Annotated in this window: 13 protein-coding genes, 1 tRNA gene and 2 pseudogenes; 4 read left to right on the plus strand and 12 right to left on the minus strand. The window is 65.0% G+C overall.

The features are described from left to right. The first annotated feature begins 75 nt into the window (after positions 1–75). Positions 76–1,485, plus strand: coding sequence for an oligosaccharide flippase family protein (locus G6N73_RS10750; protein WP_165027396.1), 1,410 nt, complete (start codon positions 76–78; stop codon positions 1,483–1,485). Beyond that, positions 1,485–2,768: a GNAT family N-acetyltransferase gene (locus G6N73_RS10755; RefSeq protein WP_165027398.1), complete on the plus strand. Its 1,284-nt coding sequence runs from the start codon at positions 1,485–1,487 to the stop codon at positions 2,766–2,768. Before G6N73_RS10750 ends, G6N73_RS10755 begins: the two co-directional genes overlap by 1 nt. Positions 2,769–2,787: 19 nt before the next feature. Here the strand turns inward: G6N73_RS10755 and G6N73_RS10760 are convergent, their stop codons facing one another. Next, positions 2,788–4,422, minus strand: coding sequence for an AMP-binding protein (locus tag G6N73_RS10760; RefSeq protein WP_165027400.1), 1,635 nt, complete (start codon positions 4,420–4,422; stop codon positions 2,788–2,790). A 157-nt stretch (positions 4,423–4,579) separates the two neighbouring features. On the opposite strand from G6N73_RS10760, the gene G6N73_RS10765 reads away from it, so the two are divergent. Continuing rightward, entirely contained in the window at positions 4,580–4,756 is a 177-nt protein-coding gene (locus tag G6N73_RS10765; RefSeq protein ID WP_165027080.1) for a hypothetical protein, read from the plus strand. 51 nt (positions 4,757–4,807) lie between these two features. Here G6N73_RS10765 and G6N73_RS10770 read toward each other — a convergent pair whose 3' ends face one another. The 3 genes and pseudogenes from G6N73_RS10770 to G6N73_RS10780 all read right to left on the minus strand — a co-directional run. Beyond that, positions 4,808–5,797: an aldo/keto reductase gene (locus G6N73_RS10770; protein WP_165027402.1), complete on the minus strand. Its 990-nt coding sequence runs from the start codon at positions 5,795–5,797 to the stop codon at positions 4,808–4,810. Between the two features lie 36 nt (positions 5,798–5,833). Beyond that, positions 5,834–6,229 (minus strand): (R)-mandelonitrile lyase, encoded by a 396-nt coding sequence (locus G6N73_RS10775; RefSeq protein ID WP_165027487.1) that lies wholly within the window; start codon positions 6,227–6,229, stop codon positions 5,834–5,836. Between the two features lie 284 nt (positions 6,230–6,513). Further along, positions 6,514–7,548, minus strand: a pseudogene (locus G6N73_RS10780) (molybdopterin cofactor-binding domain-containing protein); the annotation flags it as partial. On the opposite strand from G6N73_RS10780, the pseudogene G6N73_RS36310 reads away from it, so the two are divergent. Next, positions 7,540–7,779 (plus strand): annotated as a pseudogene (locus G6N73_RS36310) (LysR substrate-binding domain-containing protein); the annotation flags it as partial. The pseudogenes G6N73_RS10780 and G6N73_RS36310 overlap by 9 nt on opposite strands. 108 nt (positions 7,780–7,887) lie before the next feature. Here G6N73_RS36310 and G6N73_RS10790 read toward each other — a convergent pair. The 8 genes from G6N73_RS10790 to G6N73_RS10825 form a co-directional block, all read right to left on the minus strand. Next, positions 7,888–7,972: transfer RNA gene (locus tag G6N73_RS10790), tRNA-Leu, on the minus strand. Positions 7,973–8,187: 215 nt separating this feature from the next. Beyond that, complete coding sequence (locus G6N73_RS10795) at positions 8,188–8,889, minus strand: response regulator (RefSeq protein ID WP_165027408.1); 702 nt, start codon at positions 8,887–8,889, stop codon at positions 8,188–8,190. After that, positions 8,886–11,585 carry a sensor histidine kinase gene (locus tag G6N73_RS10800; protein ID WP_165027410.1) on the minus strand — a complete coding sequence of 900 codons (2,700 nt, stop codon included), beginning with the start codon at positions 11,583–11,585 and terminating at the stop codon, positions 8,886–8,888. The genes G6N73_RS10795 and G6N73_RS10800 overlap by 4 nt, the downstream gene beginning before the upstream one ends. 3 nt (positions 11,586–11,588) lie before the next feature. Next, the gene (gene kdpC, locus G6N73_RS10805) at positions 11,589–12,170 is read right to left on the minus strand and encodes a potassium-transporting ATPase subunit KdpC (RefSeq protein WP_165027412.1); all 582 of its coding nucleotides are present in this window, start codon (positions 12,168–12,170) and stop codon (positions 11,589–11,591) included. Positions 12,171–12,184: 14 nt separating this feature from the next. Then, positions 12,185–14,236 carry a potassium-transporting ATPase subunit KdpB gene (gene kdpB / locus G6N73_RS10810; protein ID WP_165027414.1) on the minus strand — a complete coding sequence of 684 codons (2,052 nt, stop codon included), beginning with the start codon at positions 14,234–14,236 and terminating at the stop codon, positions 12,185–12,187. 10 nt (positions 14,237–14,246) lie between these two features. Next, the gene (gene kdpA, locus G6N73_RS10815) at positions 14,247–15,953 is read right to left on the minus strand and encodes a potassium-transporting ATPase subunit KdpA (protein WP_165027416.1); all 1,707 of its coding nucleotides are present in this window, start codon (positions 15,951–15,953) and stop codon (positions 14,247–14,249) included. 12 nt (positions 15,954–15,965) lie between these two features. Continuing rightward, positions 15,966–16,052 (minus strand): K(+)-transporting ATPase subunit F, encoded by an 87-nt coding sequence (gene kdpF, locus G6N73_RS38560; RefSeq protein WP_165027489.1) that lies wholly within the window; start codon positions 16,050–16,052, stop codon positions 15,966–15,968. A gap of 10 nt (positions 16,053–16,062) precedes the next feature. After that, positions 16,063–16,281 carry a hypothetical protein gene (locus tag G6N73_RS10825; RefSeq protein ID WP_165027418.1) on the minus strand — a complete coding sequence of 73 codons (219 nt, stop codon included), beginning with the start codon at positions 16,279–16,281 and terminating at the stop codon, positions 16,063–16,065. Between the last annotated feature and the right edge of the window lie 51 nt (positions 16,282–16,332).

Raw genomic sequence — 16,332 nt, forward strand, 5'->3', positions numbered from 1 at the left:
GTGGTGCGAAAAAGCAGACTTTCGCGCCAGGCCATGCGCCGGCATCGGGTCTGGCGGAAATCGGAGAGTTCTCGCGTGCGCTTTTCCGCGGCAACGACGGCAGAGCGGCTTTTGCCCGAGCGCCTCGCTTTGCGCGCCCGGCCGCTGCTCGGCCAGATCGATGCGGCCCTGTTTACCGCCGACGAGCGCGGCGAGGCGGGCCGCATGTCGCTCATCGCCTTCGCGATCCGCATCGTCAGCGCGGCCATCGCCTTCGTCAGCCAGGTTCTGCTGGCGCGTTGGATGGGCAGCTTCGAATACGGCATCTTCGTCCTCGTCTGGACGACGATGGTGATCGCCGGCAACATTTCCTGCTTCGGCTTCCACACCTCCATCATCCGCTTCATTCCCGAATACCGCGAACGCGGCATGACCGCCGAGCTGCGGGGCGTGCTCGTGGCGAGCCGGCTGTTCGTGCTGGTCGCTTCGACGGCAATGGCCTTTCTCGGGGGCTTAGGCGTCTGGTATTTTTCCGGTGCGATCGAGAGCTACTATTTCGTGCCCTTCATCCTCGGGCTGATCTGCCTGCCGATGATCGCGCTGTCGGATGTGGTTCAGGGCATTTCGCGGGCGCATTCCTGGGCGGTCTCGGCGCTGTCGCCGACTTATCTGATCCGTCCCGTGCTGATCCTCGCCTTCATGGCGGGCGCGCTCCTGGCGGGTTACGAGCCTTGCGCCGAAACCGCTCTGATCGCCGCCATCCTCGCCACTTATGCCACCACCATCATTCAACTGGTCAGCGTCACCGCGCGCGTCGACCGACGGCTGCCGCAGGGCCCGCGAAACATCCGTTTCCGGCTGTGGTTCGCAATCTCGCTGCCGATCTTTCTGGTCGAGAGCTTTTTCTTCCTGCTGACCAATGCCGACGTGCTGATGGTCGGCTTCTACATGCAGCCCGACGACGTCGCTGTCTATTTCGCCACGGTCAAAACGCTGGCGCTGGTCCATTTCGTGTATTTCGCCGTCAAGGCCGGCGTCGCCCAGCGATACGCCGCGATCGCCCATGGCGAGCCTGACAAGCTCGCCGGCTTCGCCCGCGAGACGGTGGCGTGGACGTTCTGGCCGTCGCTCATCATGGCGCTGGTCGTGCTGGCGCTCGGCAAGCCGATGCTGATGCTGTTCGGACCGGGCTTCGACGCCGGCTATCCGCTGCTGTTCCTGCTGGTCGCCGGCGTCGTCGCGCGCGCCGCCGTCGGTCCCTGCGAAAGCCTGCTCACCATGAGCGGCAACCAGAATATCTGCGCGCTGGTTTACGCGATGACGCTCGCCTTCAACATAGGCTTAAGCGTGCTGCTGATCCCGCAATTCGGTCTATGGGGCGCGGCGATCGCCACCGCGCTCGCCATGATGTTCGAAGCAGGCGCACTGGCCTTCACCGTCTGGCGCAAGCTCGGCATCGTCATGGCGATCTTCGCGCCGCCTGCAACCGCGCCGGAGGCACGCTGATGGCCGCCATTCCGCTGCTTGAGGAAATGAGCGCCGGCCCGGCCGGCACGATGATCTCTGGCCTCGCCGGTTTTGACGGCGCCGCCGTCGAGCCGGGACAGATCGAGCTGCTCGAAAGCCATCGCCCGCCGCGCAGGCTCGCAATCTACCCGGCGTCCGCCGGCTTCGACCTCGTCGAGGAACTTGACTACCTCTGCTCGCGCACCATCGAACCGAACGTGTTCTTCAATCCGCGCTTCCTCGCCCCGGCCATGCCCCGGCTGGAGGATCGCGAGGTGCGGCTCGCCGTCATCCGCGACGGCCACGATTACAAGAACCGGCTGCGGCTGCTGGTGCCGTTCTCGGTGGAGCGCCCGGCCACGCCGCTCGGCGTCTCGATCATGCGCACCTGGGCAAGCCCGTTCGGACCGCTGGGAACGCCGCTGGTCGACCGCGACGACCCTGAAGGCGTGATCGAGGATTTCTTTTCCATGCTGTCGCGCCCGCATCTGAGGCTGCCCAAGGTGTTCGTGCTGCCGGACATGCGGCTCGACGGCGCGGTGACCGCCATGCTGAAATCGGTCGCCGAGACGCGCGGCCTGCCGCTGGTGACCACGGCCGAGGCCGAGCGGCCCTTCCTCGAAAGCACGCTCGACGGCAACGCCTACCTGAAGGCATCGCTGCGCTCGCACCACGACCGTGAATTCCGCCGGCTGAAGCGCCGGCTGGCCGATTTAGGCACGCTCGAACACGTCGTCGCGCGCGGCCCCGAAGATATCCGCCATGCCATCGAAGCCTTCCTGACGCTGGAGGCGGCCGGCTGGAAGGGGCGCAAGCGCACCGCCATGGCGACCGACCGCTACCGCGCCGCCTTCGCCCGCGAGGCGGTCCATCGCCTTGCCGAGCAGGATATGTGCCGGGTGCATTCGCTGACGCTGAACGGCGAGGTCGTCGCCTGCCTTGTCGTCTTCGTCGAAGCGGGTGTCGCCTACACCTGGAAGACCGCCTATGACGAGGCCTATGCCGCCTTTTCGCCGGGCACGCTGCTGATGATCGAGGTGACGAAGCAGCATCTCGATGATCCCAACATCATGACGACCGATTCCTGCGCGGTGCCCGACCATCCGGTGATGAGCCGGCTGTGGTCGGAACGCAAGACGATGGGAACCATCGTCATCGGCATGACGCCGGGCGCCGACCGCGTCACCCGCCAGGCGGCTTCGCAACTGCACCTCTATCGCGAGACCCGCAACATCGCCCGCCTGCTGCGCAACCGGGTGCGTGGGCTGCTGAAGAGGCGGTAGCCCGTTTCGTTCGGGTGCCTTACACCCCCGCCTCCGCTCGCGCCCGATCGCGAAAAATACGGCGGATGACCTTGCCGGTCGTGGTCAGCGGCATTTCGTCGACGAACTCGACCTCGCGCGGATATTCATGCGCCGAGAGCCGCTCGCGCACCCACAGCTTGATCTCCTCGGCCAGCGCTTCGCTGGCGGCGGTCCCGTCCTTCAGCACGACATAGGCCTTGACGATCTCGGTGCGCATCGCGTCCGGCTTGCCGACAGCGGCAGCGAGCGCGATCGCCGGGTGGCCGGTCAGGCAGTCCTCGATCTCGCCGGGACCGATGCGGAAGCCGGCCGAGGTGATGACGTCGTCGTCGCGGCCGAAGAAATGCACGTAGCCGTCCTCGTCCTCGATGCCCTGGTCGCCGGTGGTCATCCAGTCGCCGATGAATTTCTTCGCGGTCGCCTGCTCGTCCCGCCAATAGCCCAGGAACATCACCGGATCGGGCCGCAAAATCGAGATCTGACCCGCCTCGCCCGCCTTCATGCGGCGGCCGTCCTCGCCGATCACCGCCACCGCATGGCCCGGCACCGCCTTGCCGATCGCGCCGGCCCGGCTGACGCCGATCGCCGCGCAGGACGACAGCACCAGATTGCACTCGGTCTGGCCGTAGAATTCGTTGATCGTGATGCCGAATTCCGCGCGCGCCCACTCATAGGTCTCGCGCCCGAGCGACTCGCCGCCGGAACCCACCGTCCGCAGGTCGAGCCGGAAGCGCCGGCCTATATCAGGCACCGTCCTCAGCATTCGAAGCGCTGTCGGCGGGATGAAGGCGTTCCTGACCCGCATCTTCTCGGCAAGTCCAAGCGCTGCCTCCGGATCGAACTTCTCGAACCGCCCGGCGACCACCGGCACGCCGAAATAAAGGCCGGGCAGCAGCACGTTGAGCAGGCCGCCCGCCCATGCCCAATCTGCCGGCGTCCACAGGAGGTCGCCCGGCTGCGGCAGGAATTCATGATGGGTCTGCACGCCGGGCAGATGCCCTAGCAGCACACGATGGCCATGCAGCGCACCCTTTGGCGGGCCGGTGGTGCCGGAGGTGAAGATCATCATTGCCGGGTCGTCCGGCCCTGTGTCCTCGGCGGAAAAATGCGGCGAATGGTCGGCGACCAGCCGGTGGAAATCGATGGCGTCGCCGTCCGCCCCGTCGATCGACACGATCCGCTCGAGGCCCGCCGGCCTCTGGGCGATTTTCCGGATTTTCGCATGGCCGCCGGCAGTGGTGACGACTGCCCTGACGCCGGCCGCCTGCAGCCGGTATTCGAGCGCCTCGACGCCGAACAGCAGCGCCAGCGGCACGGCGATAGCGCCGAGCTTGTAGATCGCGACATGGGCGATCGCCGTCTCGAAACATTGCGGCAGAAGCAGCGCGACGCGGTCGCCGCGCCTTATGCCTAGCGCCCTGAGCCCGTTGGCGAGCCCGTTGGAGCGCGCCGCAAACTCGCCGAAGCTCAGGCGCTGCGCTTCGCCCTCGGCGCGGTAGTCGAGCAGCGCTGTGCGGCCCGGTTCGCTTGCCGCCCAGCGATCCGAGACCGCTGCGCCGATGTTGAAACGCTCAGGGATCGTCCAGCGAAAATCGCGGATGAGGCTGGCATAGCTGTCGCGCCGTTCGAGCATGAGCGATGGTTATCCCGCCGGACCGTGCTTTGACAACCTGCCCCAAGGTCAAACGCCCCTGCTGGCGCGCCCTCGCGCCAAATGTGCGCCATTGTCCTATGGAACCATCGGCCCGGCTTGGCGTATGCTTTCGACAGAGGGAAACCGAGGAGAGAAGATGGATCTCGACTTTGCCAGGTTTGCTCTCGGCATGGCCGTCGGCATCACGGTCGGCGCGCTGGTCGGATATGTGGGCGGCGACTGGATATTCGACGACGGCTCGGTCGGGCTGGGTTTCGGCGTCGTCATCGGCGCCGGCGTCGGTGCGCTCGTCGGCGTCATCGCCAGCTCGTAGCCTGGAGCCCCTCCGAAACCGGGGAATTGCGCCGCGTCCGCATCCTCCCCCTCAGCGACCGACCATTTGCAGCAGATGTTCCGGGTAGCGTGCCCCTTGCACCTCGATACTCGACACCGCGCTGTCGATGTCGCGAAGATCGTCGGGCGTCAGTTCGACGGCGGCCGCTCCGATGTTCTCTTCCAGGCGATGCAGCTTCGTGGTGCCAGGGATCGGGACGATCCACGGCTTCTGGGCGAGCAGCCAGGCGAGCGCGATCTGTGCAAGCGTTAACTGCTTCTGCGCTGCGATCTGCCCGAGCAGATCGACCAGCGCCTGATTCGCCTTCCGAGCCTCTGACGTGAAGCGGGGAACGATGTTGCGGAAGTCGTTGCCGTCGAAGGTGGTGTTCTCGTTGATGGCGCCCGTGAGGAAGCCTTTTCCCAGAGGACTGAAGGGGACGAAGCCGATACCAAGCTCCTCGAGCGTCGGAAGGATTTCCTCCTCGGGTTGCCGCCACCAAAGCGAATATTCGCTCTGCACCGTTGCGACCGGCTGCACCGCATGGGCGCGACGGATCGTCTGCGCGCCGGGCTCGGAAAGTCCGAAGTGCCTGACCTTGCCTTCCCGGATGAGCTCCTTCACCGCGCCGGCGACATCTTCGATCGGGACGTTCGGGTCGACGCGGTGCTGGTAGAACAGATCGATATGGTCGGTCCTGAGCCGCTGCAGCGAGGCCTCGGCGACCTCCCTGATGTGCTCCGGCCGGCTGTTGAGGCCCCGCTGCTGACCAGTGCCCGGGTCGAGATCGAAGCCGAACTTGGTTGCGATCACCACCTGGTCGCGGACGGGGGCGAGAGCCTCGCCAACAAGTTCTTCGTTCGTGAACGGGCCGTAGACTTCGGCGGTGTCGAAGAAGGTGACACCGCGCTCGACGGCCGACCGGATCAGGCGGATCGCATCCGGTGTCTCCATCGGCTGTCCGTAGGACTGGCTCATCCCCATGCAGCCGAGCCCGATCGCCGAAACCTCCAGGCTGCTTCCGAGTTTTCGCTTCTGCATTGTTTGCTCTCCTGCGCTGTCCAATTGGTTGTGTCGTCAGGCTTGGTATTGTTCGTCGCTGACATGCTCCAGCCAGTCGACGGCCTTGCCGTCGAGCGCCTCCGCGATGGCGATGTGGGTCATGCCCGTGACTGCCGTAGCGCCATGCCAGTGTTTCTCGCCGGGCTCGAACCAGATCACGTCGCCGGGCCGGATTTCCTCGACCGGGCCGCCCTCTCTTTGCGCCCAGCCGCGCCCGGCCGTGACGATCAGCGTCTGACCGAGCGGGTGCGTGTGCCAGGCAGTGCGTGCGCCCGGCTCGAAAGTGACGATCGCGCCGCCGGCGCGCGCTGGATCGCTACGCTGGAAGCGTGAATCGATGCGCACGGAACCGGTAAAATAATCCGCCGGCCCCCTTTCGGATGGCTGTGAACCGTTCCGCATGATCTGCATCGTTCCTGTCCTTCTTGTTGTCGGCAAAGTCGGTGTCGAAATCGCCGGAGCCTTGAGCCTTGCGTGTGCGTCGGCAGGTCCAGCCGCCGCCAGCGCGGCGAGGCCGCCGGTCCCGGCGAGCATTCGTCTGCGCGTGATCATCGCGCCTCCTGCTTCGAGGCGACAGCTATTTAGCGGCTGCGCCTGCCTGCGATTAGCTGCAAAAATGCGTATGTACTTATGACCAATGCTCATGAATGTGTTCGCCGGAAGGGGAGGCGGCAGGCGCGCCTCTTCTTCAGCGATCACCCCGCGTCCGGCAGCCGGTCGAGGAATTTGTCGAGCGTGATCGGATAGTCGCGCACGCGCACGCCGGTGGCGTTGTGGATCGCGTTGGCGACGGCCGCACCAACCCCGCACAGGCCGAGCTCGCCGACGCCCTTGGCCTTCATCGGCGAGGAGATCGGATCGGTCTCGTCCAGGAAAATCACCTCCTGGTGCGGGATATCGGCATGGACCGGCACTTCGTAGCTGGCGAGATCATGATTGACGAAGAAGCCGAAGCGCTTGTCGACCGCGAGCTCTTCCATCAGCGCCGCCCCTACCCCCATCGTCATCGCGCCGATCACCTGGCTGCGGGCGGATTTCGGATTGAGGATGCGGCCTGCCGCGCACACCGCGAGCATGCGCCGGACACGGCTCTCGCCTGTCGCGACGTCGACGCCGACCTCGACGAAATGCGCCGCGAAGGTCGATTGCTGGTACTGCTTGTCGAGATCGCCATATTCGATCGCGTCCTCGGCGGCGAGGCCGTTTTCGCCTGCGGCCTCGGCGAGTAAGACGCTGCGTTTGCCCGAGCGGACCTCGCCGTCGGCGAACACCGCGTCGGCGGAGTTGAAGCCGAGCTTCTGGGTCACGGCTTCGCGCAACTTCACACAGGCCGCATAGACGCCGGAAGTCGAGTTGTTGGCGCCCCATTGTCCTCCCGACCCGGCCGAAACCGGGAACGCGGAGTCGCCGAGGCGCACCACTACATGATCGAGCGGCACGCCCATCATCTCGGCCGCGGTCTGGGCGATGATGGTGTAGCTGCCGGTGCCGATATCGGTCATGTCGGTCTCGACCGTCACCATGCCGCGATTGTCGAGCCGGACGCGCGCCGCCGATTTCGTCAACAGATTGTTGCGGAAGCCTGGGGCGACACCCATGCCGACGAGCCAGCGCCCGTCGCGAGTGCTGCCGGGCGCGGCGTTGCGCTTGTCCCATCCGAACCGCTCCGCGCCCAGCCGCAGGCATTCGACCAGTTGACGTTGCGAGAAGCGCCGCTCGGGCTGGAAGGGCAGTTGGTGTTCAACAGCCCGGCCCTGATACTGAAGGCAGCTCTGGCCGGGTTCGGCCTGGCGTGTTTGCCCGAGGACGCGGTGCAGCCGCACATCGCCGACGGGCGGCTCGTCAAGGTGCTCGATGACTGGTGTGCGCCCTTTTCAGGCTACCATCTCTACTATCCGAGCCGCCGGCAACCCACGCCGGCCTTCGCCCTGCTGGTCGATGCGCTGCGCTACCGCGCCTGAGCCAAGGGCAGCGAGCGGGGAACCGAGAAATTCGCAGGTCGCATCTTCGCCGCCCGGGGAGCCGGGCGAACTCGAATTCCTGACCGTCGGATTCTATCGAGATAAAGATGGTGCGGGTGGTCGGGGTCGAACCGACACTCCTTTCGGAACCGGATTTTGAGTCCGGCGCGTCTACCAATTCCACCACACCCGCACGGTGCGGATCCCTGCGTGCATTGCGCGTCGAGGATAGCCGAGCGCTCCTATACGACACCTTCCCCAGGATTTCCAGATGGAAGCCGCGCTCAAAATTCCTCGGCTTGTCAGTGATCTATGCCCCTACTGACGCGAGGCCGAAGCAGGCCTGAGACGGAGCTTCACCTGTGCAACGCCGAAACCGCGATAGGCCCTGTCAAGCGCACGGTCGTTTCAATCGGTCGGCTCGAGCATCCGATAGCCGACGCCGGGCTCATTCATGATGTAGCGGGGGCTGGCCGGATCGTCGCCGAGCTTTTGGCGAAGCTGGCGGACAAAAACCCGCAAATACTGGGTATCGTGTTCATGCGCCTTGCCCCACACCTCGCGCAGAAGGGTCTGGTGGGTAACGATGCGGCCGGTGTGGCGGGCCAGCACCCAGAGAACGTCGAACTCCTTGCGCGTCATCTTGAGCGGCGCTCCGCCCTGACGGACTTCATGTTCCGCCACGTCGATATACAGGTCGCCGATCTTCACGACGGCTTGACCCGCAGCGTCGCTTGCGGCTGACCTGTCGCGCAGCAGCGTCCGAATGCGCGCCAGCAGTTCCTTGATGCCGAACGGCTTGACCACATAGTCCTGTGCACCCGCGTCCAGCGCCTCGACCTTCTCGGCCTCCGCCTGTCGGACGGACAGCACCAGGATCGGTATCTGAGACCATTCCCGGACCTTCGCGATGACGTCCTTGCCGTCCATGTCGGGAAGCCCGAGGTCGAGCACGATGAGGTCCGGTTCTTCGGTTGCCGCCTTCTGCACGGCTTCCCGTCCCGTTGCTGCTTCGGCGATCTCATAGGCATGCGCTTCGAGGGCGACGCGCAGGAAGCGGCGGATCTGGGTTTCGTCGTCGACGACGAGGATCCGGGCAAGAGCGCTCACGCGGTATCCCTCCTGTCCGTTGCCAGCGGCAGCCGAATCTCGATCCGCGTGCCCGTTCCGTCCGTCCTGGCCGGCTCGGCGTGAATGCTGCCGCCATGCGCATCTATGATGCCCTTGCAGATGGCAAGCCCGAGCCCGGTGCCGGCGCGCTGACCGTCTGCCGCGCGCACCCGATAAAACATGTCGAAGACGCGCTCCCTGTCCTCGCGTGGAATGCCTGGCCCTTCGTCGCTCACGGCTATCGTCAGGTCTCCCTTGCCGGCTGCGGCGGCGACGGCGATCGTGGAACCGGATGGAGCGTATTTGGCGGCATTGTCGAGCACATTGGCCAGGACCTGCTGGATAAGAATGGGATCGACGTCGATCGCGGGCAAGTCTTCCGCGATATCAAGGATCAGAGTGTTGTCCCTCAACGCAGAGCCAAGCTGGCGCGCCGCCGCACCCACGAGTTCCCGCGCGTCGCTCGGCTGTCGGTTGAGCTTCAGGGCGCCGTAGCCGAGCCGCGTCATGTCGAGCAGGTTCTGAACATAGCGATTGAGCCGGTCGCCTTCCTCCTTGATGGTTTCGGCGAGCTGGCGGCGACTATCGGGCCCGAGCGCCTCATCCGCCTCGATCAAGGAGCTGGCTGCGCCGATGATCGACACGAGAGGCGTTCGCAGATCGTGGCTGACCGAGGAAAGCAGCGCCGAGCGGAGGCGTTCCGTCTCCGAGAGAATGCGGGAATTCTGAAGATCGGAGACAAGCTGCGTGCGTTCAACGGCGATCGCCACCTGATCGGCCAGGGCGACGAGAACGCGGCGATCAGCGGGCGTCGGCGGGCGCAGCTCCTCGAAGGTGATCCCAAGTACGCCATGGGTCCCTTGCGCCGTCCTGAGCGGCAAGAAGAGCCAGGCGGAGGAAGGCAGGGTCGCGGTGGTCCAGCCGGCCGGCTCCCCATGCTCCCAGGCCCACAGCGCTGCGCTGTAGTCGCGCACGCCGAGCTCGTCCTGCGGCGGAAAGGCGCCATTGATTTCCAGGCGCCCCTCGGCGCCTGGCGTGAGGACGACGGCCTGGCATTGCAGGATCAGGCCGACATTGCTGACGGCCGTCCAGACGACGTCGTCGAAGGAGGCGGCGCTCGCGAGCTTGCGGCTGAACTCGTAGAGGTTCGCCGTGCGCTTTGCGATCGCCCTTTGCGCGTTCACCTGGTTGCGCAGTCGCGCCGCCAGATTCCCCGCCAGGACCGACGCCACATAGAAGAGCACAAGGGTCAGGATGTCATCCCGGCGGTGCATGACGAAGGTGTGATAGGGTTCGGTGAAGAAGAAATTGTAGGCGAAGAAGCTGACGGTCGCGGCATAAAGCGACGGCCACAGCCCGAAGCGCGTCGCGGTGATGAGGACGCCGGTCAGGAAGACGAGCGACAGGCTGGCGACCGGCAGAATGCGTTCGATGGCGAAGGCGGTCGCGGTGGCGACAGCAACAATGCCCGTTGCCGCAAAATAGGCTTTGGGGTCGCGCTCGACCTGGATGCGCCCGGCGCGTATGGCGGCCCGGCGGGCCTCCTCCTGGTCGGGGGCGATCAGCGTGATCTCGAAGTCCTGCCCCTTGCGGATCAGCGTCTCGGCCACCGTCTCTCGTGTCAAGGATGCGAAGAGGCGGCGCGGGCGCGGACGTCCGACAAGGATGCGCGTGACATTGCGGGACCGGGCGAACTCCAGGATCTCGCCGGCGATATTCGCCTCCGCGTTGACGCTTGCGACCTCCGCATCAAGAGTTTCCGCGAGCCTCAGGGCTTCGGCAATTCGATCCTTGGCTTCGTCGGGCAGGGTTTCACTGGTGGACGACACGATGTTGACGGCTATCCATGGCGCGCGGGCCCGGTCCGCCATGCGCTTTGCCGCGCGCACCAGGGATTTTGCGACCGGTGATTCGTTGATGCAGACCATGATGCGGTCCTGGGTCGGCCACGGACCGCTGATTGCGTGGGTCTTCATATGGGCGATCATCTGCGCGTCGACCCGGTCGGCCGCCACGCGCATGGCCAGTTCCCTGAGCGCCGTCAGATTGCCCTTCGAGAAGAAGTTCTCGATCGCGCGGGCGATCTGGTCGGGCAGGTAGACTTTTCCCTGGCGCAGGCGCTCGATGAGTTCCTCGGGCGGCAGGTCGACGAGTTCGATGTCGTTAGCCAGCTCCAGCACCTTGTCCGGCAAGGTCTCGCGCACGCGCACGCCCGAAACGCGCGCGACGATATCGTTCAGGCTTTCCAAATGCTGGATGTTGAGCGTGGTGTAGACGTCGATGCCGGCGGCCAGCACGTCCTCCACGTCCTGCCAGCGCTTGTCATGCCGGCTTTCGGGGACGTTGGTATGGGCGAGCTCGTCGATCAAGGCCAGTTGTGGCCGGCGCTCGATGAGCGCATCGAGGTCCATTTCATGGAGAATGCGGCCGCGATAGAAATGCGCACGGCGCGGCAGGACCGTCAGGTCCCGTATCAGCGCTTCCGTCTCGGATCGCCCGTGTGTCTCGACGATGCCCACGACTACATCGACGCCTTCGGCCGCGCGTTGCCGCGCGGCCTGGAGCATCGCGTAGGTCTTGCCAACCCCGGGCGCCGCGCCGAGGAAGATCTTCAGCCTTCCTCGGCCCTCCTTCTCCGCCTCCGCGAGAAGGGCTTCCGGCTCGGGGCGGTTTTCACCGTTCGGTGCTGGCGCCATCCATCAGTCTCGTTTTGTTTCCGGATGCGGCGCCCGTTCGTCGAGCGCGAGGTTCAGTTTCAGCACGTTGACCGCCGGCGCACCGAACACGCCGAGCAGCGGGCCTTCGATGTGCTCGTTTACGATCCGGCGCAGCTCCTCGGCGGGAACACTTCTCGCCTCCGCAACGCGCTTTATCTGTAGATAGGCGCTATCGGGCGAGATGTGCGGATCGAGCCCGCTGGCCGACGAAGTGACGAGATTGACCGGGATTCTTTCGACGCCGGTCTCGGCGGCCAGCCGGCGCGCTCGCTCGGCGACGGCATCGACCAGCTCGCGGTTCGTGGGCGCAAAATTGGTGCCGCCCGAGCTTGCGGCATCGTAGTCCACCGCCGACGGCCGGCCGTGGAAATATTCGGGCCGCGTGAACGTCTGTCCGATATGTTCGGAGCCGACAACGACGCCGTCCCTGGTGATCGGGGCGGCATTGGCCTGGTGCGGGAAGAGCGCCTGCCCGATTCCCGTAATAGCCAGCGGATAGGCGACGCCGGTCAGGACGGTCATGATCGCGAGCAGGGCGATTGCCGGTCTTGTCTGCGAAAGCATCATCATCTCTTTCTTTACGCGAGAGCGAGTGCGGAGACCGCCATGTCGATCGCCTTGATCCCGACAAATGGCACGATCAGACCGCCCAGCCCATAGATCAACAGGTTGCGCCGAAGCAGTTGCCCTGCCGTTGCCGGTGTATAGCGCACGCCACGCAAGGCGAGAGGGATCAGGGCTAAGATAACCAGCGCGTTGAAGATCACAGCCGACAGAATAGCACTCGCCGGACTCGACAAATCCATGATGTTGAGCGACTGCAGGCCCGGATAGGCCGTGATGAACAAGGCCGGCAGGATGGCGAAATATTTCGCCACATCGTTGGCGATCGAGAAGGTCGTCAACGCGCCGCGGCTGATGAGAAGCTGCTTGCCGACCAGCACCACCTCGATGAGCTTGGTCGGGTCGCTGTCGAGGTCGATGAGGTTGCCCGCTTCCTTGGCGGCTGGCGTGCCCGAATTCATGGCCACGCCGATATCGGCCTGGGCGAGCGCCGGCGCATCGTTGGAACCGTCGCCGCACATAGCGACCAGTTTGCCCTCGTTCTGTTCCTTGCGGATCAGCTCCAGCTTCCTCTCCGGCGTCGCCTCGGCCAGGAAATCGTCGACGCCGGCCTCTGCCGCGATGGCGGCTGCGGTCAGCGGGTTGTCGCCCGTGATCATGACCGTGCGGATGCCCATCCGCCGGAGTTCGGCGAAACGTTCGCGAATACCGGGCTTGATGATGTCCTTGAGATGGACGACGCCCAGGATGCGCTTGTCGCGCGCGACGACGAGCGGGGTGCCGCCCGACTTGGCAATGCCCTCGACGATGCGCTTGAGATCGAGGCTTGCCGTTGCGCCTGCATACCGAAGGGTCGCATCGCTCGCACCTTTGCGAACTTCACTCCCGTCCGTCAGGTCCGCTCCCGAAAGGCGCGTCTGAGCGCTGAAGGGAACAAAGTTCGCGACTTGCTCCTGATGCACATCAACCTGGCTGCCCAGCATCTTGCGGGCCAGCTCGACGATGGATTTGCCTTCGGGCGTCTCGTCGGGGAACGAGGCGAGCAGCGCCGTCTCGATCAGTTCGCGCTCGCTCACGCCGGGCACCGGCATAAAAGCGTCGGCCATGCGATTGCCGAAGGTGATGGTGCCGGTCTTGTCGAGCAGCAGCGTATCGACGTCACCCGCCGCTTCGACTGCGCGACCTGACTTGGCGATGACATTGGCCTTCACCAGCCGGTCCATGCCGGCGATGCCGATTGCTGACAGCAGTCCACCTATGGTCGTCGGTATGAGCGTGACCAGCAACGCGACCAGGAAGGCGACAGGGATCGACGTGCCGGAAAACAGGGCGAAGGGCTCCAGCGTGACCACCACCATCAGGAAAATGATCGTCATGCCGACAAGAAGGATGTTCAGTGCGATCTCGTTCGGCGTCTTCTGGCGCTCAGCCCCTTCAACCATCGCGATCATGCGGTCGAGGAAGCTCTTGCCAGGTTCGGCAGTCACGCGGACCACCAGCCAGTCCGAAACAAGGCGAGTGCCGCCGGTGACCGCCGAACGGTCGCCGCCGGATTCGCGAATGACGGGCGCCGACTCGCCGGTGATCGCCGATTCGTCGACCGAGGCCACGCCCTCGATCACCTCGCCGTCGGCAGCGATCAATTCGCCCGCCGTGACCAGGATCAGATCGTCCTTGCGCAGCGCCCGGCTCGATACGATTTCGAACTCTTCGTGGTCTGTCGGTTTGCCACGCAGGCGCTTGCACTCGGTCTCGGATTGCGTCGCACGGAGGCTGTCGGCGCGCGCCTTGCCCCGGCCTTCGGCGATGGCCTCGGCGAAATTGGCAAACAGCACCGTCACCCACAGCCAGAACGCGATCTGTCCGACGATGCCTGCTGTCGCGGCGCCCATGGCGAGATCGCGCACGAAAATGAGCGTCGTGAGCACCGCGACCACACCCGTGACGAACATCACCGGATTGCGATAGAGCACGCGCGGATCGAGCTTGGCGACCGCGCTTTGTGCCGCGTGGGCGGCGAGCGCCCCGTCGAAGAGCGAAAAGTCCCTGCGCTTGTGCTTGGTCATTGAAACCACCTCAGAACGTTTGGCCGGCGAGCATCGCCACGTGCTCGGCAATGGGACCGAGGGCGAGCGCCGGGAAGAAGGTGAGTCCGCCCAGGATCAGAACGACGATCATGAGCAGGACGACAAAGAGCGGCCCGTGAGTAGGGAAGGTGCCGGCCGAGGCCGGCGCCGGCGTCTTGGCCGCAAGCGTGCCTGCGATCGCCAGCATCGGCACGATGAAGGCGTAGCGGCCGAGCATCATGGCGACGCCTTGCAGCGTCGTGTGGAACGGTGCGCCGGCGCCGAAGCCGGCGAAAGCCGAGCCGTTGTTGCCCGTGGCCGACGAATAGGCGTAGAGGATTTCCGAGAGCCCGTGCGGTCCTGGATCCTGAACCGCGGCCACGGCCGACGGCGCCACGGCGGCGAGCGCGCCGAAGACCAGGATGCCTATCGGCATCGACAGGAAGGCCAGTACGGCAAGCTTGACCTCCTTGGCTTCGATCTTCTTGCCGAGATATTCCGGCGTCCGGCCCACCATCAGCCCGGCCAGGAATACCGTGAGCACCACGAAGAGCAGCATCCCGTAGAAGCCGGCGCCAACGCCTCCGAAGATGACCTCCCCCACCTGCATGTTGAGGAGCAGCACCAGGCCGGAGAGCGGCATGTAGCTGTCGTGCATGGAGTTGACGGAGCCGTTGGAGGCGGCAGTCGTGGCCTCGGCCCAGAGCGCCGAGAGCCCGGCGCCGAATCGAACCTCCTTGCCTTCCATATTTCCCGCGACCTGGTCGATCGGCAGGGCGTCGTAAAGCATATTGCCGCGCAGCTCAGAGCCGTAGATGATGGCGAGGCCGATGACGAACAGGATGCCCATGGCGGCGAAGATGGCCACGCCCTGTCGCCTGTCCTTCACCATATGTCCGAACAGGAAGCAGAAGGCCGCCGGGATCAGCAGGATGTAAACGAGCTGGAGAAGGTTGGAGAGCTGGGTCGGGTTCTCGAGCGGGTGCGAGGAGTTGACGTTGAAGAAGCCGCCGCCATTTGTGCCGAGCTGTTTTATGGCGATCTGCGAGGCGGCCGGCCCCTGCGCGATGAGTTGGTTCGCGCCCTCCAGCGTGGTCGCCGGCACATAGGCGCCGAGCGTCTGCGGCACGCCCTGCCAGATGAGCACGATGGCTCCGACGATCGACAAGGGCAGCAGCACGTAGAGGACCGAGCGCGTCATATCGACCCAGAAATTGCCGATCGACTTGGCGTTCCTCGCCGCGAAGCCGCGGATCACGGCAACCGCGACGGCAATGCCGGTAGCGGCCGAGACGAAGTTCTGCATCGTCAGGCCGACCATCTGGCTGAAATAGGAGAGCGTGGTCTCGCCCCCATAGGCCTGCCAGTTGGTGTTGGTGACGAAGCTGACTGCGGTGTTGAAGGCGAGGTCCGGCGACATCGGCGCCAAGCCTTCCGGGTTCCACGGCAGCAGATGCTGAAGCCTCAGGATCGCGTAGAGCAGCAGCCATCCCGCGAGATTGAAGACGAGCATGGAGAGCGCATAGCGCGTCCAGTGCTGGCCCTGCGTGGCGCCTTTGCCGGCAGCGGCATAGATGCCGCGCTCTACCGGCGCCAAAACCGGCGACAGCAGCGTGCGCTCGCCCTGGAACACACGCGCCATGTAGCCTCCGAGCGGCCAGGCGAGCGCGACGAGAATAATTGCGTAAAGCAGGAACTGAAGACTATCGGATGCCACGCCACGCCTCCCTCAGAACCGTTCCGGACGCAGCAGCGCGACCGTTAGATAGACGAGAAGAGCCAAGGCGATGGCCCCGGCGATGAGATATTCGATCATAGCCGGAACCTCACAGACGCTCGCAGGCCCGCACGGCGGCGGCGAAAGCCAAAAAGCCGCCGGTGGCGAGCGCGATATAGATCAGGTCGAACATGAGCCGATTCCTTTGGTGGACATCGGCCCGACAGATCGCGCCAGCATGCGTAAGGGCGCTATTCCGAAGGCGGTGGCGTGGCGTAAAAATTCCGTAAAGAAAAAACCACGGACGCAGCGCACAGGCGCCGATCATCTAATCCTGGTCGCAGACGGAACCGCAGGAAGGAGAGCATCTTCGCATGAT

This window comes from Allomesorhizobium camelthorni (assembly GCF_011045125.1).
Classification (GTDB): Bacteria; Pseudomonadota; Alphaproteobacteria; order Rhizobiales; family Rhizobiaceae; genus Allomesorhizobium; species Allomesorhizobium camelthorni.